Annotated in this window: 18 protein-coding genes; 14 read left to right on the forward strand and 4 right to left on the reverse strand. The window is 70.2% G+C overall.

Going from position 1 to position 22,347, the window contains the following annotated elements:
- The first annotated feature begins 2 nt into the window (after window positions 1–2).
- Complete coding sequence (locus CWT12_RS01235) at window positions 3–1,100, forward strand: ABC transporter ATP-binding protein (protein WP_161923379.1); 1,098 nt, start codon at window positions 3–5, stop codon at window positions 1,098–1,100.
- A gap of 117 nt (window positions 1,101–1,217) precedes the next feature.
- On the opposite strand, the gene CWT12_RS01240 is transcribed toward CWT12_RS01235, so the two are convergent.
- Complete coding sequence (locus tag CWT12_RS01240; RefSeq protein WP_161923380.1) at window positions 1,218–2,699, reverse strand: hypothetical protein; 1,482 nt, start codon at window positions 2,697–2,699, stop codon at window positions 1,218–1,220.
- 91 nt (window positions 2,700–2,790) lie between these two features.
- Window positions 2,791–4,356, reverse strand: a complete 1,566-nt coding sequence (locus tag CWT12_RS01245) for a hypothetical protein (RefSeq protein WP_161923381.1) — start codon at window positions 4,354–4,356, stop codon at window positions 2,791–2,793.
- A 178-nt stretch (window positions 4,357–4,534) separates the two neighbouring features.
- Between CWT12_RS01245 and purD the strand changes: the two genes are divergently transcribed.
- The 6 genes from purD to purQ all read left to right on the forward strand — a co-directional run bounded on the left by purD (window position 4,535) and on the right by purQ (window position 9,359).
- A complete protein-coding gene (purD, locus tag CWT12_RS01250; protein WP_161923382.1) occupies window positions 4,535–5,788 on the forward strand; it encodes a phosphoribosylamine--glycine ligase in 1,254 nt (417 codons plus the stop codon).
- Between the two features lie 58 nt (window positions 5,789–5,846).
- Complete coding sequence (locus CWT12_RS01255; protein WP_161923383.1) at window positions 5,847–6,803, forward strand: phosphoribosylaminoimidazolesuccinocarboxamide synthase; 957 nt, start codon at window positions 5,847–5,849, stop codon at window positions 6,801–6,803.
- Entirely contained in the window at window positions 6,800–7,405 is a 606-nt protein-coding gene (locus CWT12_RS01260; protein ID WP_161923384.1) for a hypothetical protein, read from the forward strand. The genes CWT12_RS01255 and CWT12_RS01260 overlap by 4 nt, the downstream gene beginning before the upstream one ends.
- Complete coding sequence (locus tag CWT12_RS13650) at window positions 7,402–8,271, forward strand: PsbA protein (protein WP_237564239.1); 870 nt, start codon at window positions 7,402–7,404, stop codon at window positions 8,269–8,271. Before CWT12_RS01260 ends, CWT12_RS13650 begins: the two co-directional genes overlap by 4 nt.
- A 104-nt stretch (window positions 8,272–8,375) precedes the next feature.
- Window positions 8,376–8,663: a phosphoribosylformylglycinamidine synthase subunit PurS gene (gene purS / locus CWT12_RS01270; protein ID WP_161923385.1), complete on the forward strand. Its 288-nt coding sequence runs from the start codon at window positions 8,376–8,378 to the stop codon at window positions 8,661–8,663.
- Entirely contained in the window at window positions 8,664–9,359 is a 696-nt protein-coding gene (purQ, locus tag CWT12_RS01275; RefSeq protein WP_161923386.1) for a phosphoribosylformylglycinamidine synthase subunit PurQ, read from the forward strand.
- Window positions 9,360–9,825: 466 nt separating this feature from the next.
- Here purQ and CWT12_RS01280 read toward each other — a convergent pair whose 3' ends face one another.
- Window positions 9,826–11,244: a glycosyltransferase gene (locus CWT12_RS01280; RefSeq protein ID WP_161923387.1), complete on the reverse strand. Its 1,419-nt coding sequence runs from the start codon at window positions 11,242–11,244 to the stop codon at window positions 9,826–9,828.
- Between the two features lie 299 nt (window positions 11,245–11,543).
- Here CWT12_RS01280 and CWT12_RS01285 point away from each other — a divergent pair, with 299 nt between their 5' ends.
- The 3 genes from CWT12_RS01285 (at window position 11,544) to purL (ending at window position 15,490) form a co-directional block, all read left to right on the forward strand.
- Window positions 11,544–11,996 (forward strand): NINE protein, encoded by a 453-nt coding sequence (locus CWT12_RS01285; protein ID WP_161923388.1) that lies wholly within the window; start codon window positions 11,544–11,546, stop codon window positions 11,994–11,996.
- A gap of 143 nt (window positions 11,997–12,139) precedes the next feature.
- Entirely contained in the window at window positions 12,140–12,859 is a 720-nt protein-coding gene (locus CWT12_RS01290; protein WP_161923389.1) for a 2'-5' RNA ligase family protein, read from the forward strand.
- Window positions 12,860–13,108: 249 nt separating this feature from the next.
- Window positions 13,109–15,490: a phosphoribosylformylglycinamidine synthase subunit PurL gene (purL, locus tag CWT12_RS01295; protein ID WP_161923390.1), complete on the forward strand. Its 2,382-nt coding sequence runs from the start codon at window positions 13,109–13,111 to the stop codon at window positions 15,488–15,490.
- 868 nt (window positions 15,491–16,358) lie between these two features.
- Here purL and CWT12_RS01300 read toward each other — a convergent pair.
- A complete protein-coding gene (locus CWT12_RS01300) occupies window positions 16,359–16,796 on the reverse strand; it encodes a hypothetical protein (protein ID WP_161923391.1) in 438 nt (145 codons plus the stop codon).
- A 333-nt stretch (window positions 16,797–17,129) separates the two neighbouring features.
- On the opposite strand from CWT12_RS01300, the gene CWT12_RS01305 reads away from it, so the two are divergent.
- The 4 genes from CWT12_RS01305 to CWT12_RS01320 all read left to right on the forward strand — a co-directional run bounded on the left by CWT12_RS01305 (window position 17,130) and on the right by CWT12_RS01320 (window position 22,282).
- Window positions 17,130–17,567, forward strand: coding sequence for a cupin domain-containing protein (locus tag CWT12_RS01305; protein WP_161923392.1), 438 nt, complete (start codon window positions 17,130–17,132; stop codon window positions 17,565–17,567).
- 228 nt (window positions 17,568–17,795) lie between these two features.
- Window positions 17,796–19,133, forward strand: a complete 1,338-nt coding sequence (gene gdhA / locus CWT12_RS01310) for an NADP-specific glutamate dehydrogenase (protein ID WP_161923393.1) — start codon at window positions 17,796–17,798, stop codon at window positions 19,131–19,133.
- Window positions 19,134–19,520: 387 nt separating this feature from the next.
- Complete coding sequence (locus tag CWT12_RS01315) at window positions 19,521–21,914, forward strand: bifunctional metallophosphatase/5'-nucleotidase (RefSeq protein ID WP_161923394.1); 2,394 nt, start codon at window positions 19,521–19,523, stop codon at window positions 21,912–21,914.
- Entirely contained in the window at window positions 21,911–22,282 is a 372-nt protein-coding gene (locus CWT12_RS01320) for a sterol carrier family protein (RefSeq protein ID WP_161923395.1), read from the forward strand. The genes CWT12_RS01315 and CWT12_RS01320 overlap by 4 nt, the downstream gene beginning before the upstream one ends.
- Window positions 22,283–22,347 lie beyond the last annotated feature (65 nt).

Here is a 22,347-nt window from a genome sequence, read left to right on the forward strand (position 1 = left end):
GCATGACCGCTGCCCCTGCGGTTCCCGCGCCCGCCGACTCGGGCCTGAGCGTACGCGACCTGAGCGTCGTCTACCCGGCCGGGCGCGGAGCGGCGCCCCTGACCGCCGTCGACACCGTCTCCCTCGACGTCCCGCGCGGCCAGATCCTCGCCCTGCTCGGGGCCTCCGGCTCCGGCAAGTCCTCGCTGCTGCGCGCCGTCGCCGGCCTGGAGGACATCGCCGTCGGCACCATCACCTGGGATGGGCACGACGTCGTCCCCGTCCCCGTGCACCGGCGCGGCTTCGGGCTGATGTTCCAGGATGGGCAGCTGTTCCCATTCCGCGACGTCGCCGGCAATATCGCCTACGGGCTGGCCGGGTTGCCGCGCCCAGAGCAGGCGCGCCGGGTGGAGGAGGTGCTCGACGTCGTCGGCCTGCCCGGCTACGGGGACCGGGCGGTGACCACCCTGTCCGGCGGGCAGGCGCAGCGCGTCGTCCTCGCCCGCGCCCTGGCGCCCCGCCCGCGGCTGCTGCTCCTGGACGAGCCACTGTCCGCCCTCGACCGCGCCCTGCGCGAGCAACTCGCCACCGACCTGCGCGCCATCCTGAAGGAGCAGGGCACCACCGCGCTGTATGTCACTCACGACCAGGACGAGGCCATGACTGTCGCCGACCGGGTCGGGGTCATGGAGGCCGGTCGGCTCCTACGAGTGGACACCCCGGAGCGGCTGTGGGCCGACCCCGGCAGCGCGCGAGTCGCCCGGTTCCTCGGGTTCGGGCCGCTGCTCGACGCCGACGCCGCCGCACGCCTGGGCTGGTCAGGTCTCCTGGAGGGACGGCCCGGGGAGTTACTGGCGCTGGCGCCCGGCGCACTGACCGCCTACGCCGTCGGCGGCGCGGGCGCGGGCGCCGACGGCGCAATCGGTGCGAGGGGCGGGGCGAGTGTGCGGGTGCCCGTCACCGCGGTGGGAATGCGCGGCGGGCAGCGTGTGATCGGGGTCGAGCTCGCAGGAGAGTCGGTCGTCGCCGTGCTGGGTCCCGACGGCGCTGAGCCGGTGCAGGCTGGGCAGGACGTGAAGGTGCAGCTGGACTCGCGCCGCACCGCGGTAGTACGGGCGTGAGCGCGCGGCTCCGTCATATCTACCGACTTCGGCGGTTATATCTACCGACCTCGGCGGGGGTGGCGGGGCGGCGCGGGGGACGGAGGTGGGGGAGAGCGGGGAGAGCGGGGAAGAGCGTCAGTCGCCTAGGCGGGCGCGCGGGGCCCGCCAGATGCCGAAACGCTCGATCTCGGCCCGCAGCGCCGGCCGGGCGGCGATCTCATCCCATAGCAGCGTCACGCGTCGCATCCGGTCGTCAATGAGCATGACTACCTGGTGCTCGGTGTCGTAGCCGGTCAGCTGCAGGTGGGACATGTCCGCCCAGCGCACGGAGTCGCTGCCCGTGAGCAGCCAGGTGCCGGTGTGATCCCGCCGCCGTCCATGCCACAGAGCGGTCAGCGTGTGCTCGCCGACGAGCACACGCTCCGGCCTGGAGATGTCGCGCGCTGCCTGCGGGTTCCGGGGGAGCGACACCTCCAGGCGTGCGGGCTCATCGGGAACGGCCCAGATCAGGTAGCCGTAGCGGTCGGCCAGGGACTCCGTCTCACCGTTCAGGGGAACGTGTACCGAGGCACACAATTGATCGTAGGCGCGGCGCACCCCGGCGGTGGTCGGGTGCAGCTCGGCGCTGCGGCCGGTCAGGTGCAGGTGACGGTCGAGCGCAGCCAGCTCATCTGCCCCGAACTCATCCAGAGCGGCGTCGACGACGGCGTCCGGCACGGGCAGCGGGTTGTGGATCAGCTGCTCGATGATGCGGCGCAGCAGCATTGCGGTGGGTTCCTGCTGGCCTAGGTGCAGACAGCAGTAGGTGACATCGCGCAGGTCCACGACGCTCAGACCGAGGTCGTCGTACACGTTGAAGGCCCGCAGGGTCTTAAGTGTTTGCTGCGCCAGGGCGTGCATGGCCACGAGCGTGTTTGCCCCCGGCTCGCCGACCGCGCTCAGCAGCACGCGGCCGTCCTCGTTGCAGGGCAGCAGGGCGGGCCGCCTGTCGAGGTACAGGGGCGGGCGCGCCGGCGCCGTCCCGTAGGCGGGCTGAGCGGTCCAGCCCGCGCCAACCAGGTATGGGTCGTCGGTGTCGAATACGTGCCGTACCTCGCCGCGGCGCGGGTCCAGGCGGGTGAGCAGGGCGCGTACGGCATTCCCGGCCTCCTCGCCGTCGAGCCCGTGGACGCGCAGGTTGCCGAGCGTGTGAGTATTGGTGCCGATATAACTGGCCAGGTCCCGGTCCCAGGTGACGCCGGGGCGGGGTACGGGCTGGGCGTCTGTACTCAGTAGCCGAGGGTCTGCGAACAGCTCACCGAGGTGCGCCCAGGCGCGCAGTACGGCCTCGCGCTGTCCCCGCACGGCGATGGTGAGCCTGACGGCGTCGAAGCCGGCGTGCGCCTCGGGCACGGCGACCTCCCCGATGCCGACCTCCACCGGCCGCTGCAACTCTGCACGCAGCGCCCCGCACAGGCGCGCCAGGGTGTCGAGTGCGGCGGGCGGCTCGTCGGCGCCGCCGTAGTCCAGGCTTAGTCCCAGCAGGGCCTGCCCGGGCTCCCGGTCAGCGCTGCGCACCATCCAGTCATGGCCCGCGAAGGACTTCCACTCGTGCTCGGGCTCGACGACGTCGCTCATCTCGGTTCACCTGCCTGACTGCGTGCCTGGATACTGGTTGCGGCCGGGTGCGGCGGGACAAGTGGCCCCGACCGGTTCCGGCGGGGCGCGGTCATTGGATAAGTCCGAAGGTACCGCGCGGCAGGCGCCAGATGCCGCGGCGTTCCAGCTCGGCGCGCAGCCCGGGTCGGGCGGCGACCTCGTCCCAGTACAGGTTGACGGTGCGCAACCGGTCATCGATCAGCTCCAGGTACTGGTCGGAGGGGTCATAGCAGGCCATCACCAGCCGGGTGGAGTCCACCCACCGGTAGCCCATGGAGTGGTCTGGGTGCCAGCGTCGGGGCAGTCCTCGCTGCTCCCACTTGAACTGGTGCGCCTGTATCTGGTGGGCGGTGAGCTTGATGGCGTCGGGGTGGCCGTCGTCGCGCCGGTGCTGTGGCCCGTCATGGAGGAGGATGACGTCGCCTCCGGGCTCGTCGATGTGCTTCCAGAGCAGGTAGCCGGCCTGCTTCGCCAGCGGCTCGGTCTGATCGCGCAGCGGCAGGTGCACCGAGGCACGGATCTGAGCCAGGGCCCGCCGCACGCCGTCGGCGGTCGGCTGCACGTTGCCGGCCCTACCGCTGGTGCGCAGCCGCAGGGCGTCGTCGACCGTCTCGGAGGGGCCGTAAAGCTCCAGCGCCCGCTCGATGAGCGCCTCGGGCACGGGCTGGGGTCGGGCGACGACGGCGTCGTGGACGGCCATCACCTCCTCACCGCCCAGGCGGCCGTCGTTGGTGTTGAGCGCGAAGCAGCAGTAGAAGGCGTCTCGCAGGGTGATGAACTCGTAGCCGAGGCGTGCCTGCATTCCCATCCGGTCCAGCAGGTCGGCGATCAGGGACTGCATGACGAACCCGGCCACATAGGCGTCGGCGCCCGGGGTGGCGGTGGCGGAGAGCACCACGCCGTCGTCGGGCGGGCACAGCACCAGGGCCGGACGCCGGTCGAGGTAGACGGGCGGGCGGGTCGGAGGCGCCGCGGTGGGCGGGTCGGCCGTCCAGCCGACGCCGACCAGGGTGGGATCGTTGGTGATGAATACGTGCCTGACCTCGCCGCGGCGCGGATCCAGGTGGGCGAGCAGCTCACGCGACAGCAGTCGGCCCGCCTCGCCGTCGGGGCCGTGGATGGGCATGTCCGCCAGGTTCATGGCGGTCACGCCCGCATGGGTGGCCAGGTCCCGGTCCCAGGCGTTGACCTGACGGGGGAGCAGCGGCGCATTGGCGGGCAGGTCCGGGCGGGCGAAGAGCTCTCCCAGATGCGTCCAGGCGCCGAGAACGGCGGCGCGGCGGCCGCGGATGCGCAGCCCCAGCATGGACGGCTCCAGCTCGACGGCGACCTCGGGCACCGAGACCTCGCCGACGCCGACCTCGATCGGGCGCTGCAACTCGGCGCGCAGCGCCCCGCACAGGCGGGCGGCGGCGTCCAGACGGGCGGGCGGCTCATCCACCAGGCCGTAGTCGAAGTAGGCGGCCAGCAGCAGCTGCTCGGGGTCGGGATCGGCGAGTACCAGCCAGTCGTGGCCGGCGGCGCTGGCCCAGGAGCCGACGTCGCCGACGTCCGGGGGCGCGACAGGGCTGGGCGCGGGGGAAGCGCTCGCGGTGGGGGCGTTCGCAGGGCTGATGCCGTATCCGCCGTCGCTCATGGGGGTCCTTCCTGCGCCGCGGCCGGGAACCGCGCACACTCGCAGGCTACTCGGGTGAGCCCGCGCCGCCATGGGCAGCGGTGCCCACGGGCGAGTTGCCGACCTCGGCGGGGAACGGCGGGGCTGCTCCGGGACGGATCGACGCGACGGACGGGCGCCGGACGGCTAGGCTGGAGACGTGAAGATCCTGCTGCTGGGGTCCGGCGCGCGCGAGCACGCCCTGGCCCGCGCCCTCGCTTCCGACCCCGCCACCACCGAACTCGTCGTCGCCCCCGGCAACCCCGGCACGGCCGACATCGCCACCAACATCAAGATCGACCCCACCTCCCCGGAGGAGGTGGTGGACCTGGCCACCCAGATGGCCGCCGACCTGGTCGTCGTCGGCCCGGAGGCGCCACTGGTCGCAGGGGTCGCCGACGCCGTCCGTGACGCCGGCATCCCGGTCTTCGGCCCCGGCGCCGAGGCCGCCCAGTTGGAGGGCTCGAAGTCCTTCGCCAAGCGGGTCATGGCATCGGCCGGCGTGCCCACCGCCGACTCAGTGACCTGCACCACCGAGGCCGAACTGGACACCGCCCTGCGTAACTACGACGCCCCCTACGTCGTCAAGGATGACGGCCTGGCCGCCGGCAAGGGCGTGGTAGTCACCTCCGACCTCGAGGCCGCCCTCGCCCACGGGCGCGCCTGCCTGGCGAAGGAGAACGGCACCGTCGTCGTCGAGGACTACCTGGGTGGCCCGGAGGTCTCCCTGTTCTGCGTCTGCGACGGCGCCACCGTCCGCCCACTCGCCCCCGCCCAGGACTTCAAGCGGCTCGGCGACGGCGACGTCGGCCCCAACACCGGCGGCATGGGCGCCTACACGCCGCTGACCTGGGCACCCGATGACCTGACCGAGCAGGTGCTGCGCGAGGTCGCCCAGCCGGTGGTGGACGAGATGGCCCGCCGCGGCACCGCCTTCATCGGCCTGCTTTACTGCGGCCTCGCCCTGACCGACAAGGGCCTGCGCGTGGTCGAGTTCAACGTCCGCTTCGGCGACCCCGAGACCCAGGCCGTCCTGGCCCGCCTCGACTCTCCGCTGGCGCAGCTGCTGCTGGCCGCCGCCACCGGCCGCCTGGCCGAGGTCCCCGCCCCGCGCTGGTCGGAGCAGGCCGCCGTCGACGTCGTCCTGGCCGCCCCCGGCTACCCCGGCACCGTCACCACCGGCGGCCTGATCACCGGCATTCCCGACGCCGAGGCCCTGGACGGCGTCCACGTCCTGCACGCCGGCACCGCCCGCGACGACGACGGCAACCTGGTCGCCTCCGGCGGGCGGGTGCTGTCCGTGGTCGCCCTGGGGGACACGGTCGCCGACGCCCGCGCCCGCGCCTACGAGGCCGTCGCCAAGATTCACCTCGACGGCGCCCAGTACCGCACCGACATCGCCGCCGGGCGCTGAGCCGGCGCAGTTGGCCGTGCCCATCGCCGTCGGCACCAGGCGGTGGCAGGATGGACTCATGAGCGTAACCAGCAGCCCTGACGCCGCCGCCCCGCCGGGAGCCGCACAGTCGCCGTCGGCCCCCGGCCTGCCCGGCTGGAGCCACGTCTCCTCCGGCAAGGTGCGGGACGTATACGCCCCCGCCGGTGCCGGCCCCTGGGCCGGGCGCGACGTGCTGCTTATTGTCGCCTCCGACCGCATCAGCGCCTACGACCACATCCTGTCCACCCCGGTGCCGGACAAGGGCAAGGTGCTCACGGCACTGTCCGTGTGGTGGTTTGAACAGCTGGCCGACATCGTCTCGAGCCACCTGGTGAGCCTGGACGTGCCGGCCGCGGTAGTCGGCCGCGCCATGATCTGCCGCCGCCTGGAGATGTACCCGGTTGAATGCGTCGCTCGCGGCTACCTCACTGGCTCCGGCCTCGCCGAGTACCGCTCCTCCGGCACCGTGTGCGGCCTGTCCCTGCCCGCGGGCCTGACCGAGGCCTCGCGCCTGCCCGAGCCGATCTTCACCCCCGCCGCCAAGGCCGAGCTCGGCGAGCACGATGAGAACGTCTCCTTCGAGCGCGTGGTGGACATGGTCGGCCGCGAGGCGGCCGAGGCGCTGCGCGAGACCACCCTCGCCCTGTACGCCCGCGCCGCCGACATCGCCCGCGACCGCGGCATCATCCTGGCGGACACCAAGTTCGAATTCGGCCAGGACCCCGCCACCGGTGCCCTGATCCTGGGCGACGAGGTTCTCACCCCCGACTCCTCCCGCTTCTGGCCCGCCGACGCCTGGGAACCGGGCCGCCCCACCCCCTCCTTCGACAAGCAGTACGTGCGCGACTGGCTCACCTCCCCAGCATCCGGCTGGGACCGCCGCTCCGGCGAGGCCCCTCCCGCCCTGCCCGACGACGTCGTGCAGCGCACCCGGCAGCGGTACCTGGAGGCCTATGCGCGCCTGACCGGCAAGCCACTGGACCTGGGCGCATGACTGCGCCGATGAGTTCCGGACCCGCCGTCGATGCCCCCGGCACGACCCGCAGCTTCCACCCCGGCCCCGGCTTCGTGATCGCGCTGGTCGCCGTCGGCGCGGTGCTGCTGCTGGCGCTGGCGGCGGCCGTCTCCAGCGCCTTCGGCGCCCGGGGGCTATCCGCCATCCTCGGCGGCGTGGCGCTGGTGATAGTTGGCCTCGGGCTGCTGCTACTGCTGCGCGTGCCCGCGCGAAGCCTCGTCGTCAACGCGCCCCGGCTACGGCTGGAGCGCAATCGGGCGCGGATGGCGCGGCGGCGTGGGACGCAGCAGGCCGCCGCGCCGGGGCGTCCGGAAGAAAATGCGCCGTTGACGGTGCCCGGCACCGACCTGATCATTCCGGACTCCGGCGGGCGTAGGGAGCTGATCACCCTCGACGTCGTGAGCGGGCCGCTGACCACCGCGCTGGCCGCCACCGGTGCGGGGCGGAAGGCCGACGAGCTGCTGGCTGGAACCACTGCGGGAGAGACGATGATCCGGGTTGCCCAGCTGCTCGCGGGCACGCTCGGCTTCCTGCTGCTCGCCCTCGGGCTCGCCTCGATCCTCGGGCAGGTGATCGCGTGACGCCGCTGCGCGACCGGCGCCCGGAGCATGAGCGCGGCCCCGTCGACTGGGGCACTGGGGCACGTGCCTCGGCCTACGCGGGAGACCGTGGCGGATACACGCATGCGGGCGTCGGCGGGGACACCGCGCCAGACGTGGACTGGGGGTCCCCGATCGCCGATGACGCGCCGCGCACACGTCGGAGCGCTCCCGGGACCGATTGGGGCGTAGGACGCGGCCCTGCACCCGTCACCACCGGCACGCCCGGACGGACTCCCTGGCCGCAGGTGGTGCGCCGACAGCGCCTGGCGGGTGTGCTGTTCGCGCTGGCCGGCCTGGCCCTGGCCACCTGGTCCGCGATGCACCTGGCCACCAACGCCGAGGCGGGGCATCCGTGGCTGCCGCCGTGGCTGGTGGTGGTGCTCGGCGGCGCCGGCCTGGTCTCCGCCGCCGGATACCTGGCCTGGGCGGGCGGTACCGCCGTGCGCAATGAGGCCGAGCGATGGGAACCCACGGTCGTGGACGCCGCGGCGGGACTGACCGACGGAACGGTTGACGTGGCCGACCCGCACCACCTGCTGTCGGCCTCAAGCACTGCGGAGCGCGCACTGCCCCCGGGACGGCAGGGCCCGGGCGTGTCCGGCGCGGACGGAGTGCGCGTGGACTCCGGGCCCAAGCCGGTGATGGGCACCTCGACCATGGACCAGTCGGTGCACGCCCCGGCGGGCGTGGCCGGGGCGGTCGGCGGGTTCATGCTCGCAGCCGCAGTGGTGTGCGCGATCCTGGCGCTGGTGCTGGGGACCGAGTGGCTGCTGGGTACCGTGGCGCTGGCGCTCGGCGGCATCCTCGCCGTCCGCCTGGCCGGCGACTGGCTCGGCACGATCTAACCCGCCGAGATCGGTAGAAGTTGCGGGCGCCGCCGGTTTACGTGGTCGCGGGCGGGTAGGCTGAGCCCGGACCCGCTCCCGCCCGACCGCATCCAGGAGGACCGATGGGACGCATCGTCGTCGAGGTCATGCCCAAGCCCGAGATCCTTGACCCGCAGGGCAAGGCCGTCATGGGCAATCTCCCACGCCTGGGATTCGACCAGTTCACCGGCGTGCGCCAGGGCCGGCGCTTCGAACTGACTGTCGAGGGCCCGGTCACCGAGGAGCATCTGGCGGCCGCCGCCGAGGCCGCGGAGAAGCTCCTGTCCAACCCGATCATTGAGGACGTCGTCTCCGTCAGCGCCGCGCCGGCCGACGGCACGGACGCTACATCCAACTCCGAGGAGGCCTGAGTGACCCGCATCGGCGTCATCACCTTCCCCGGCACGCTCGACGACGTCGACGCCGCCCGCGCGGTCCGGCTTGCCGGGGCTGAGCCAGTCTCCCTGTGGCACAAGGACGCGGATCTTCACGGCGTTGACGCCGTGGTGGTTCCGGGCGGCTTCTCCTACGGCGACTACCTGCGCTGCGGCGCAATCGCCCGCTTCGCCCCCGTCATGGATGAGGTCATTGTGGCCGCCGAGCGGGGCATGCCCGTGCTCGGCATCTGCAACGGCTTCCAGGTGCTGACTGAGGCTCACCTGCTGCCCGGAGCGCTCATCCGCAACAACCACCAGAAGTTCATCTGCCGCGAGCAGCGCCTGCGCGTGGAGTCCACCACCACCGCCTGGACCAACCTGTTCGAGGAGGGGGAGGAGATCGTCGTCCCGTTGAAGAACGGCGAGGGCAACTTCATCGCCTCCCCCGACGAGCTGGACCGCCTGGAGGGTGAAGGGCTCGTCGTCTTCCGCTACCTGGACAACCCCAACGGCTCCGCGCGCGACATCGCCGGCGTACGCAACCAGCGCGGCAACGTCGTCGGCCTAATGCCGCACCCCGAGCACGCCGTCGAGCCCGGCTTCGGCCCGGACTCTCCGGCCGGCGCCCGCCAGGGCGTGGACGGGCTGCGCCTATTCCAGTCCGCCATCAGCGCGCTGGTCGGGGCCTGAGCATCACTCCGGTTCCGTTCGGCTCTCATCCACATTGCCTGTGGATAACTTCTTGTGAGCCAGACCTTGCGGGTCGACTGGCCCGGAGTGCGGACGCCGTCGGCGCGAGCGCCGAGGTTGCGGCCACACCGCCGGTAACCGGCTCACTGCCGCGGATGCGCTGCGATTCACTCGGCTCGCGCGCGGCAGTAAAAACGCGTCATTTCAACGATTTGACGGCGCCGTCGGCGTTGCGGTAGTGGGGCGAAAGCGGAGTCGGAGCGAGGCGCCGGGGCGCTCCCTGGATGCGCGGGCCTGCGCCCAGGAGCCAACCCACAGGTTGATCGGCGTCATTTCCGTCGTCTCCCGGGCTGTGCACAAAGCTGTGGAAAATTTCTGTGGATAACCTTGCGGGCGGCCCTGCGCGAGCCTGCCGGGGCAGTTGTGACAGGGGTCTCCCAGGGCCGCCAAAGCCATGTGCTACTGGTCACTCCAGGGCGCGGGCGATGGCGTCCACCAGCTCCAGCAGGTGCCGGTCGGGCAGAAAATCCCGGCGCACCGACTCGTGCGCCGCCAACCCCATGTCACGCGCCCGCTCCGGGAAACGCAGCACATCGGCGACGGCCTGCGCCCATGCGGCCCCATTGGCGGGGTCCACCAGAACGCCGTCGACGCCGTCGTCGATCTGGTCCTGGATACCTCCCACCGCGGAGGCGACCACGGGTGCCTTCTTCCACATGGCCTCAGCCACCGGCAGCCCGAAGGCCTCCACTAGGGAGCGCTGCGTGACCACATTGGCCACCCGCTGAACAGCGTTCACCACGATCGCGTTGACGTCCCGGTCATGCATGGGGATGGCCGCGATGTGCACGCGCGAGGCCACAGAGTCCGGCAGCAGGTCCCAGCGATCCAGCACCTCCCCCAGCACCGCAGCGGATTCAGCGTCGCGGTTGGGATCCGGGTCCGGCCCTACCAGCAGCAGGTGCGCATCTGCGGGCAGCTGGGCGACATTCTCCGCAAAGGCGTCTACCAGCTCCTTGCCGCCCTTCAGACGGTCCCAGCGGGACACCTGGGCGACCACGCGCACTCCCTGTGGCACAGGCAGCCCCGCGCCCGCCAGCGATGGCAGCTCGCCCAGGGAGTCAGGGCGCCCGTCCTCGTGCACGAAGGCCACGGCGTCGAAGGGGGGCTCGCCGTCGAACACACCCGCCAGGCGCGCCACCGACCAGGCCTCATCCAGGTCCAGCACCCGGTTCTTCGGGGAGTCGGGGTTGATCGAGGGGGCAATCACCACGCAGCGCTCAGGTTCCACGAAGGGCGGGCGGTAGTTGGGGCGGGAGACGACCACGAGGTCGACTTCCTCCAGGTAGCGGTCCAGGAAGGCCCACGCGTGCTGGCCGGTGTCGCCAGTGTCCTGGGCGCCCAGGTGGCAGCGCCAGATGACGGTTGCGCCGGCGGCCTTCAGCGCCTTCGCCAGGCCGGCCGTGGGCGGGTCGTGCAAGATCACCACGTCGCCGTCGCGGATCTCGTCGACGACGTTCTCCGCGTTGGAGGCGATGACGTGCTCGTAGATGTCGCGCTGCTTCTCCGCGAGCTTGCCGCCGTCGCCGCGGTCGCCGTGAATGCCGGCGTGCAGGCGCGCAGCGATCGTGTTGAACTCGCGCGGCGCGTCCAGCACCAGCCAGCGGGCGTCGATCCCGATGTCCAGCGCGTAGCCGACCAGCGGGGCGACGATCTCCGCCGGCCCCGACGCCGCTGCCGAGGTGGGAGTGATGGTCCAGACGGTGCGTCCCTCCAAGAGGGTTTGCGCCGCGGTGACGCCGGCACGCAGGCGTCGGGTAGCGACCTCATCCAGGTGGCTCTCGAGGTCCGACAGGGGGAGCGGGGCGACGTCGATGGTTCTCATGTCCCGATACTGCCCCAAACCCGTGTGATGCGCAGCACTTTCGACGGCGTGCCGTGCGCATCGACTTGTCGTGTGGCGCTCAGTCGCCGCTGTGCCCTTGCGCGGCGGGGCGTGAGGGTAGCGGCATAACAAGTGCACGTGGGCTGCGCCGACCCGCAAACGTGCCCTCCGCCCTCGCCGTTTCTGAAGGGAACCTAGTTATGAGCCAGACTCCGAGTACCCCTTACCCAGGCCAGCCGTATTCCGCGCCGCAGCCTGCCGGATACGGGCCGGCTTCTGGCCCGTACGGGCCTGCCGCGATGCCCGGCTATGCGCAAGCGGCGCAGGCTCCTGCCTACGGCAATGGGCAGCCGGGATACAGCCAGCAGCCGTATGCGCAGCAGACGGCGTACCCCAGCCCCGCCTACAACGTCCCGTATGGGCAGGCGGAGTACATGCAGCCCAAGTCGAAGGCCGCGGCGGCGGTGCTGGCCTTCTTCCTCGGCGGCGCCGGCGTGCACAACTTCTACCGTGGACAGACCCGTCGGGGCATCGCTCACCTGTGCCTAATCGTCGCGATGATCGCGCTGTTCGTTATCGGCGGCATCATCATTGTGGCGAATACGGATGACTACGGATACACGCCGGATGGGCCCTCCATCGCGGCCGGATTCACGTTCTTCTTGTCCTGGACCGTCGTTGCTGCTAACAGCATCTGGGCCTTCGTCGAGTTCATCATGATCCTGGTCTCCAACGACGGCAGTCTCGAGTGAAGGCGCGCCGCGTCGTCTCCGCAAGGTAATCACCGCCGAGGTCGGTGGAAGGTACGTGCCGAGGTCGGTAGATGTGGCTGTCCGGGCGGGTTTTGGCGGCGCGGTGATCCGGGTCGGTTACTCTTCCGCTGAAGGAGCCGATTGTGGAGACACTGCATGGGTTCGACGAGCGCGTCGGGGAGTTTCAGGTCAACTCGGTCCCCGGCGAGCCGGTATTCGGGCTGCCCGCGTCGCTGGAGGAGAAGGTGATGCCGCGCGTCGGCGTGCTGCGGCCCTTCTATGGGGACACGATCGCCTACTTCCTCGACGATCGGGTGCGGGAGCTAGCCGGGGAGATCGCACATGACCTCCACGGTCGTTTCGGCGAATCGCTGTCGCGGCCGCTGCCCATTGAGATGGCGCATGTGACGCTCCACGATCTGCATGCCGGCCCGGACCGGGCGCAGGTGTGGCCGCTGGTGGAGGCCGACGCGGGGAAGGCCGCGGAGCTGGTTGCGCGGGCGCGCGCGGTCGGTCCGATCCGCACCAGGTGCACGACGGTCTTCAATCTGGTGAACACGAGCGTCGTCGTCGGGATCAGAGCGGCGGATGAGGACGAGCACCGCAAGCTGCTTTCGGCTCGTGCCCTGTTTGACGAGATCGTCCCCTCCGGGCCGTTCACGCCCCACATCACGCTTGCCTACTACCGGCCGACGGCGCCCACGCCGCTGGCGCCCGGCGCACTGCGCGCCGCGCTCAGCGAGTTCACCGCACGGGTCACGGGCACGCCCGTCATGCTCGCCCCCGAGCGTCTGCACGTACTGCACTTTGACTCGATGGGCAACTACTGGCCGGCTCAGTTGTTGCCCCTGGCGCCGTCGTAGTCCGCGGCCGGGCGCGTGCGCACCGCGTCGGGGCGCACGGGGGTGCAGCGGTGGCTGCGACCAGGAACCGTTAACTCAGCAGGCGGGCGGGGCCTCAGCGGCAACCGGTCTCGGTACGTAACGTCTACCGATCTCGTCATGTAACGTCTACCGACCTCGGCGGAGCTGGAGGAGATGGAATGGAATAGGTGCGAGGCCGCTCCGCCGGGTAACCTCTAACCCGGTTCCACCGCCCACCCAGGAGCAGCCATGTCCGCCGTCGAGCCCAACGCCGTGACCGAACCCGCCCGCCCCGCCGACCACCCCGACACCGTCGCCCACGCCGCAGCGACTCCCGACCAGGCGATGCCCTACCGCGAACTCGGCCTCAAGGACGAGGAATACGACTCAATCAAGACCATCCTCGGTCGCCGTCCCACCGCCGCGGAGCTGGCCATGTACTCGGTGATGTGGTCCGAGCACTGCTCCTACAAGTCCTCCAAGCTCCACCTGCGCCAGTTCGGGGAGAAGACCACGCCCGAGATGCGCGAGCACCTGCTGGTCGGCATGGGGGAGAACGCCGGCGTCGTCGACATCGGCGACGGCTGGGCGGTCACCTACAAGGTCGAGTCCCACAACCACCCCAGCTTCGTCGAGCCCTACCAGGGCGCCGCCACCGGCGTCGGCGGGATCGTGCGCGACATCATCTCCATGGGCGCCCGGCCCGTCGCCGTCATGGACCAGCTGCGCTTCGGCGCCGTCGACCACCCGGACACCGCCCGCGTGGTGCACGGGGTGGTGGCCGGCGTCGGCGGCTACGGCAACTGCCTGGGCCTGCCCAACATTGGCGGCGAGACCGAATTCGACTCCTCCTACCAGGAGAACCCGCTCGTCAACGCCCTGTGCGTGGGCGTGCTGCGGCACGAGGACATCCACCTGGCCAATGCCTCCGGTGCGGGCAACAAGGTGGTCCTCTTCGGCGCCCGCACCGGAGGCGACGGCATCGGCGGGGCGTCCATCCTCGCCTCGGAGTCCTTCGAGGACGGCATGCCCGCCAAGCGGCCCAGCGTGCAGGTGGGCGATCCCTTCATGGAGAAGGTCCTGATCGAATGCTGCCTGGACCTGTTCGCGGCCGACCTGGTGCTCGGCATCCAGGACCTCGGCGCCGCCGGCATCTCCTGCGCCACCAGCGAGCTGGCCTCAAACGGCGACGGCGGCATGCACGTGGACCTGGAGAACGTGCTGCTGCGCGACCCGACCCTGACGGCCGGGGAGATCCTCATGAGCGAGTCCCAGGAGCGGATGATGGCCGTCGTCGCCCCGGACAAGCTCGACGACTTCATGGCGGTGATCGACAAGTGGGACGTCGAGGCCTCCGTGATCGGCGAGGTCAACGGCTCCGGGCGACTCACCATTGACCACTTCGGGGAGCGGATCGTGGACGTCGACCCGCGCACGGTCGCCCACGAGGGGCCGACCTATGACCGCCCCTACGCCCGCCCGGCCTGGCAGGATGCCCTGAACGCCGACACCTCCGATGACCTGCCCCGCCCCGAGACGGTCGCGGAGCTGGCGGAGCAGGTGCGCGCCGTCGTCACCAGCCCCAACCAGGCCTCTGCCGCCTGGGTCACCGACCAGTACGACCGCTTCGTGCGCGGCGCCACCGCCCTGGCTCAGCCTGACGACGCCGGCGTGATCCGCGTGGATGAGGCCACCGGCCGCGGGGTCGCCATTGCCACCGACGCCAACGGCCGTTTCACCAAGCTCGACCCGGCCACCGGCGCCGCGCAGGCGCTGGCCGAGTCCTACCGCAACGTGTGCACCGTGGGCGCCCGCCCGCTGGCCGTCACCGACTGCCTCAACTTCGGCTCCCCGGAGGACCCCGACGCGATGTGGCAGCTGGTCGAGGCGATCACCGGCCTGGCCGACGCCTGCCGCGAGCTGGGCGTGCCCGTCACCGGCGGGAACGTCTCCCTGTACAACTCCCACGGCAAGGTCAAGGGGCTGCCCGACTCCTCCATCAACCCGACCCCCGTGGTGGGTGTGCTCGGCGTGATGGACGACGTGCGCCGCGCCAACCCCTCGGGCTGGCAGGAGGAGGGGCTGGCCATCATCGCCCTGGGCGAGACCCGCGACGAGCTGGACGGTTCGGCCTGGACGCGCGTGGTGCATGATCACCTGGGCGGCCTGCCGCCGCACGTGGACCTGGAGGCCGAGGCCGCGCTCGGGCGCGTGCTGGTGGCGCTGAGCGAGGCGGACCTGCCCGACGGTTCGCGGCTGGTGCGCGCCGCCCATGACCTGTCCACCGGCGGGCTGGTGCAGAGCCTGGTCGATGCCTGCCTGCGCTTCGGCGTCGGCGCGGCCATCGACTTGGCGGCTGTGCCCGGCGACGTCGACGACTTCACCGCGCTGCTGTCCGAGTCCGGTGCCCGCGCCCTGGTGGCGGTGCCCGAGGGCGCCCTGCCGGCGGTGGCCGCTGCGGCCGAGGCGGAGGACGTGGCCTGGGGACGCCTGGGCACCACCGGCGGGGACATGCTCGTAGCCACCGGCACCGATCTACTGGCCGACGGCGGGTCCGGCCGCCCGCTGGTGCTGGACCTGGATGAGCTGCGCGCGGGTGTGGATGCCACCCTGCCGGCGCTGTTCGACTGAGGCCGCCCGGGAGGGCGTTGAGGGAGAGGGTGTTTCGCGAGGGCGTTTAGAACGCCGGTTCGCGGTCTGTTACGCCGGTTCGGGGTCTACTACGCCACTTAGGGGTTTGCTGAATGGCTCGGAAGCCTTCAGTAGGCCGTTAACCGGCGTTGTTAACGGCGAAGTGGCGTAGTAGATGCCCGGAGTGGGGGTGAGCGTCTACGCGTTGCGCTTGGCGGGGTGCTCGTGGTGCCGGGCAGCGGTTGCGGAAATGGTGGTAGGCGCTGTTTCACGACCTTGGGTCGCATTGCACGACCTTGGTGCGTGTTGCACGACCTCCCCGGGGTCGTGGAATGTGCACCAAGGTCGTGGAACGTGTCCCGGGGCCTGCGGTTCGTACGCCTCCGCCGTGGAAATTGGCGTTTGCTGAGAGCACCACGAATCATCCCGGAGACATGTGTGGAGCATCGCGGCTGGTTTGAAGGCTCTTCCGGCTCAGGGGGGTGTGGTGTTGGATTCCGGGGTGGCGGGCGCGTGGGGTAGCCGACGACGTTGGCTATGACGGTTCTGGTATTGGCGTGCCCTCGGTTGCTTGAGGGGGCCGGCCCGCGGTGGCTCTCTGTTGGTGCTCGTTCCGGTGCGTGGCGGCCCGAAGTGTCCAGATCTATGACAAACGAGGTAGGAGGCGGCAGCGACGGCGAACAGAACGTTGGAATCATGCGGGTGTCAGATCGGTACCAGCGGCCGCGAGCGGTGTTTGTCATCAATTTTGACAACCACAGGAGCATCATTCCGCCCCCGCCGCTGGGCACCCGGACACCACCCGCCAGTACCCAACCCACCAGGCACGCGCCACGCCCACAAACCAGGAGAGCCTGATCGGGTGTGATTACACCTCGTACCTGATGCCGATGCTTTCATTGAGGTTGTTGACCAGGTCTCGGATGGCGCGGAGGAGGACGACGCCGAACACGAGATTGACAACCCATCCGCGCGTCCACCAGACGTATTCAATCGGCCACAGCCCGTAAAGGATCGTCCAGGTAACTAGCGAGGCGGTGAGCGTGACGGCGGCCAAGATCGCTCCCCAAATGGCGGCGCGCAGTGCTTCCGTATCCAGAAGGACGAAGCAGGAGACAAGGCCGAGGATGCACAGAAGAATGGTCGAGTTCGAATACGCCTCCGCAATTAGGGCCACCAGGTCAGTGCCGTCGGAGAACTCCTCGTCAAGGCGTAGGACGACCTGCAGCAGCAGCGCCAGAGACCATGCGGCGACCGTCCACCATTCGGCCCGTCGACGTCGTGGAAGTCGGGTTGGCTCCTGCAAGAGGATTGGGTCGACCGATGGCGATCCCCACCGCTTACTGTCGGTGCGGCCGTGGCTGGACGAGGAGGTCCTGGAGCTCGAGGGAGTGGACCTTGAAGAGTCAGTGGCGCTCATACCGGGATCATGCCAGTCGGCGATGCCGGCGGCAGCGTGGACGTACCGAGTGCTGCCGCAGCCTTGGCCGATCTCGGCACGTAACGTCTACCGACCTCGGCACGTAACGTCTACCGATCTCGGTGGGGGATGGGGAGCCCGCTTGGGGCCTGGCTGGAGCGGGGCGGCGCTCCTAGCCTGAGGGTGCGCGGCCGTCCGGGCCGCGGGAGAGGAACCACCATGACCGCCACCACCGACGAATCCGTCTTCGCCGCCGAGAACGTCTTCGGCAAGGGCGAGCTGAACGCCGCCTTCGCCCAGTACTTCATCGGCGATAGCTACCTGAACAACCTCGTCGACGACCCCGACTGCGCCGTCGGCATCCACAACGTCACCTTCTCACCCGGCTGCCGCAACAACTGGCACATCCACCACGCCACCTCCGGCGGCGGCCAGGTGCTCATCTGCACCGCGGGCTCCGGCTGGTACCAGGAGGAGGGGCGCGACGCCGTCTCCCTCGAGCCCGGGGCCGTGGTATTCATCCGTGCCGGTGTCAAGCACTGGCACGGCGCCAAGGCCGACTCCTGGTTCTCCCACATCGCGCTAGCGGTCCCCGGGGAGAACACCTCCAATGAGTGGCTCGAGCCCGTCGACGACGCCGCCTACGCCGCTCTGTGAACGGCTCCTGCAGTACTCGCGGCCCTGATCTCATCCTGCGTCCAACATGGGGTCGAAGCCCGAGATGTTTCGTCTCAGTTACCCCAGGGGTGCGACGCTAGCGCCCAGCGCGGGACGCCCGCTCTGCTCAACGAGGTGCTCCTGCGCCGCTATCGCAACCACGTCAAGCCCCGAGGGCCGCGGTAGGTGATACTGACTGGTGATTCAGACAGGTGAAGGAGATCCCGCATGCAGGATGTTGTCGAGAAGGTTTATGAGCAGGTTGTGGCCCGCAACCACGGTGAGGCCGAGTTCCACCAGGCCGTCCGTGAGGTGCTGGAGTCGCTGGGCCCAGTCATCGCCAAGCACCCCCACTACGCCGAGGATGGCCTCCTGGAGCGCATCGTGGAGCCGGAGCGGCAGATCATGTTCCGTGTGCCGTGGGTGGATGACGCCGGCGCCGTACACGTCAACCGCGGCTTCCGCATCGAGTTCAACTCGGCACTGGGTCCCTACAAGGGAGGCCTGCGCTTCCACCCGAGCGTAAACGCCGGCATCATCAAGTTCCTCGGCTTCGAGCAGATCTTCAAGAACGCCCTGACCGGACAGGGCATCGGCGGCGGCAAGGGCGGCTCCGACTTCGACCCCCACGGCCGCTCCGACGCCGAGGTGATGCGCTTCTGTCAGTCCTTCATGACCGAGCTGTCCCGTCACATCGGCCCCAACACCGACGTCCCCGCCGGTGACATCGGCGTCGGCGGCCGCGAGATCGGCTACCTGTTCGGCCAGTACAAGCGCCTGCGCAACTCCTACGACGCCGGCGTGCTGACCGGCAAGGGCCTGGCCTGGGGCGGCTCCTTGGCGCGCACCCAGGCAACCGGCTACGGCACGGTCCTGTTCGCCCAGTCCATGCTGGCCACCAAGGGTGACTCCCTGGAGGGCAAGAGGGTTGCCGTCTCCGGTGCCGGAAACGTCGCCATCTACGCCATTGAGAAGGCTCAGCAGCTCGGCGCCAAGCCCATCACCTTCTCCGACTCCTCCGGCTACGTGGTCGACGAGGCGGGCGTGGACCTGGAGCTGCTCAAGCAGGTCAAGGAGGTTGAGCGCGGCCGCGTCGCCGACTACGTCTCCCGCCGACCCGGCGCCCGCCTGGTCACCGAGGGCCGTCCTTGGGACGTCCCGGTCGACGTCGCCCTGCCTTGCGCCACTCAGAACGAGCTCGACGCGGACAGCGCCACCACCCTGCTGCGGAACGGCTGTGCGGTAGTCGCCGAGGGGGCCAACATGCCCTCCACGCCGGAGGCCATCGAGGCGTTCCAGGCCGCCGGCATTCTCTACGCTCCCGGCAAGGCCTCCAACGCGGGTGGCGTGGCTACCTCCGCCCTGGAGATGGAGCAGAACGCCGGCCGCACCCGCTGGGACTTCGCCACCGCGGAGGCCAAGCTCACCGGCATCATGGCCGACATCCACGACTCCTGCGTAGAGGCCGCCGAGACCTACGGTCGCCCTGGTGACTACGTCCTGGGCGCCAACGCCGCCGGCTTTACCCGCGTGGCCGACGTCATGATCGCCCACGGCATCGTCTGAGCCTGGGCGCGTCGTGCGCGCCGCTGCTGTTCTGCCGGAATAGCCTCCTCGGCCATTCTGGTAGGCGGGGGTCACCCAATCGGATGAGCCGATCGGCGGTTGCGGCGAGCTGCCGGATCACCCAGACGTCACGGTTCCGGCCACCCGGAGCAGGGAGACGGCGCCCAGCCGCCTGGTTGTAGGCGGCTGGGCGCCGTCGCGTATTCCCGTAATCGTGCGTAAAAGTGTGCCCGCGTGCGGACTCCACCCGGGGTTCATAGGCGGAGGAGTGTTTAACGTCCCAAATTGTCATCATTACTAATTGGTATGTGCTATGGCCCATGGGTGTCCTGACACTTATGGTGGTGTCAATCGTTCGACCGACTGATGATCACCACAAGGACAACCATGAGGCTGCAGCATCTGGTTCGGGCGTCCGTCTCCCTGACGGCCTTCGCTCTTGCAGTTTTTGCCCCCGTGGCGGTGGCTCCACCGGTAGAGGCGGTTGCCGTCACGCCGATCGGCGGCCCGGTGGTCGTGGCCGCCCCCGCCCCCGGAGCGAACGCGGCGGCAGTCCTCGCGGACGACGGTGCGTCCGCGACGATCAACCTGCTGGGGATTGCCGACTTCGGCGGGCATATCGAGCGCGTCTCCACGCAGGCCGAGGGGGCGCTGCTGGTTTCAGAGCCCGGTGCGGTCACGCTGGCCTGTGAGGTCGCGGCCGCGCGCGCCGCCCACCCGGGCACCCTGCTGGTGTCCACCGGGGATAACGTCGGCGGCTCCGCCTACGTCTCCTCGGTGCTGGATGATCAGCCCACCATTGACGTCCTCAATGCCATTGGCCTAGACGTCACTGCTGCCGGCAACCACGAGTTCGACCGGGGCGCTGGCGACCTCTCCTCCCGGCTGCTGGGCGCTTTCGATGCTCCCGTGCTGGCCGCCAATATCACCGGAAACGACGCGCTTAGGGCCGAGGGTGACGGTAACGGCGTGTGGACCACGCAGGTTGACGGGGTCACGGTGGGCTTCGTGGGTGCGGTGACCGACTCGCTGCCCAGCCTGGTGACTAGCGCTGCCCTGGAGGAGGTGGAGGTCGCGGGCCTGGTGGAGACCGTAAACGCCCGCGCCGCCGCACTCAAAGACGGAAATGCTGCCAACGGTGAGGCCGACGTGGTGATCGTCCTGGCCCACGAGGACGCGGCCGCGTTCAGCAACCAGTTCAACGGCTCCGTCGACGCCGTCTTCGGCGGGCACACCCACGACGCTCACGCCGCCGCCATTACCGGCAAGGACGGCAACCGTATCGCCGTGGTCCAGTCGGGCCAGTACGGCGAGTTGCTGGGGAACATCACCCTGTCGGTTGACCGGGACTCCGGCGCCGTGTCCGTGGTGGCCGCCAAGAACATCGACCTGACCGCCTCCAGCTGCGCCTCCGACGCATACGGCGTGCAGGACATCGTCGATCAGGCCGTCCGCGACTCCCGCGTCGCCGGCGCCCGGGTCCTGACCACGCTGAATACGGGCTTCTACCGCGGTACCAACACCGGTTCCGATCCCGGCGCCAACCGCTCCACCGAATCCACCGCCGCCAACGTCATCGCGGACTCCTACCGCGCCTGGCTCACCAATGAGATCCGGCCGGAGGGCGAGCACTACATCGGGTTGATGAACCCCGGCGGCGTGCGCTCGGACTACCTGCTCGGCGAGTTGACCGAGGGGGAGGCCTACACCGTGCAGCCCTTCGGAAACGAGATGGGATACGCCACCTACAGCGGCGCGCAGTTCAAGGCGGTGCTTGCTCAGCAGTGGCAGCCGGGCACGTCTCGGCCGGTACTCATGCTCGGCGTGTCAGACAATGTGCGTGTCTACCTCAACCAGGACGCGGCCGATGAGCTGGAGGAGTACTGGCGGCGCATCTGCGCGGGCGAGCGCACGCTCGAGGAGCTGAGTGACGCCATTGCGGGCGCCCGCGCACGCGTGATCCGCTCCGTCTACGTGGATGACGTGGAACTCGCTGATGACGCCGACGTGGTGGTGGCCTCCAACTCCTTCATGCTCTCCGGCGGTGACGGCTTCACGGTTCTGCGTGAGACTCCCTCCGCCAGCACCGGTGTGCTCGACCGTACGGTGACCGCCGAGTACCTGCGGGCAGGTAGCGCGGTGGCCGCAGACTTGAGCAAGCGGCAGGTAGGGGTCGACCTGGATACGGCAGCCGCCGGCGGCGCCGCCACGGTCCGCTTCACCGGGCTCAGCTTCACCGCCGCCTCCGAGCAGGCCGCTCCGGGCTCCGCCCAGGAGGTAACTGCGACGGTTGCCCTCGCCGATGGCGCCACCCAGCAGCTCACCAGCGCAGTGGTCGATGCGACCATCACTCCCGAGCGCCCAGAGACCGGCACCGCCACACTGAACATTGCCCTCCCGGATGATGTGGCTACCACGGTCTGCCCCGGTGGCGGCGGGCAGGCGGGGCAGACCGTTGACGGAGTCAGCACCGCAGCGGCCTGCGCAGTGGTCTCCTTCACCCTGGTGGCACGCGACGGCACTACTCGCGGTCTTGAGCTCCAGGCACTGGTCTCGGTGGCTGCGGCGGCGCAGTCGCAGGCGGGTGGCCCTGCCAATGGAGCTCAGGTGATTGTTGCGCCTGCGGATGAGCCGGTGCTGGCCAACACCGGAGTGCCTGACTTCCTCGGCTCCATCGGTGCGATGGCTGGACTTCTCCTCGCCGCCGCAGGGCTGGCGTGCTATGCCGTGATTCGCCGCGGGCTGCGGGGGCGCACCGGTGTCGTACCGTCAGACCTGTGAGACGACGTATTGATCCCCCCGTCGGTGCTCAGGCCGTACGCCGGTGGGCGGCCGACACCGCGGCTGGCAACCGCCCTAAGCGGGCCGACACGGCTACCGCCGTGCGCTACACGTTGGAGGAGCTGACCGCCTGCGCTCCGGGACGCGCTGTGGAGGTGCGGGTACCACCGTTCGGTGTGACGCAGGCGGTCTCGGGCACGGTTCACCGCCGCGGCACCCCGCCCAGCGTGGTGGAGACCGATGCCGCCACCTGGCTGGGTCTGGCCACTGGGCGCCTGGGCTGGGAGGACGCCCTGGCCTCCGGTGCCTTGCACGCCTCCGGTGAGCGTTGCGACCTGTCCGCGTATCTGCCGCTGCTGCGCGCGTAGCGCTCGGCGTGGCTGCAGTGACCGCATAGTGCTCGCCGGTGCGCGTGAGCGGAGGCATGGCCGTC

Origin of the sequence: Actinomyces sp. 432 (assembly GCF_009930875.1) — a bacterium.
In the GTDB taxonomy this organism is placed as follows: Bacteria; Actinomycetota; Actinomycetes; order Actinomycetales; family Actinomycetaceae; genus Actinomyces.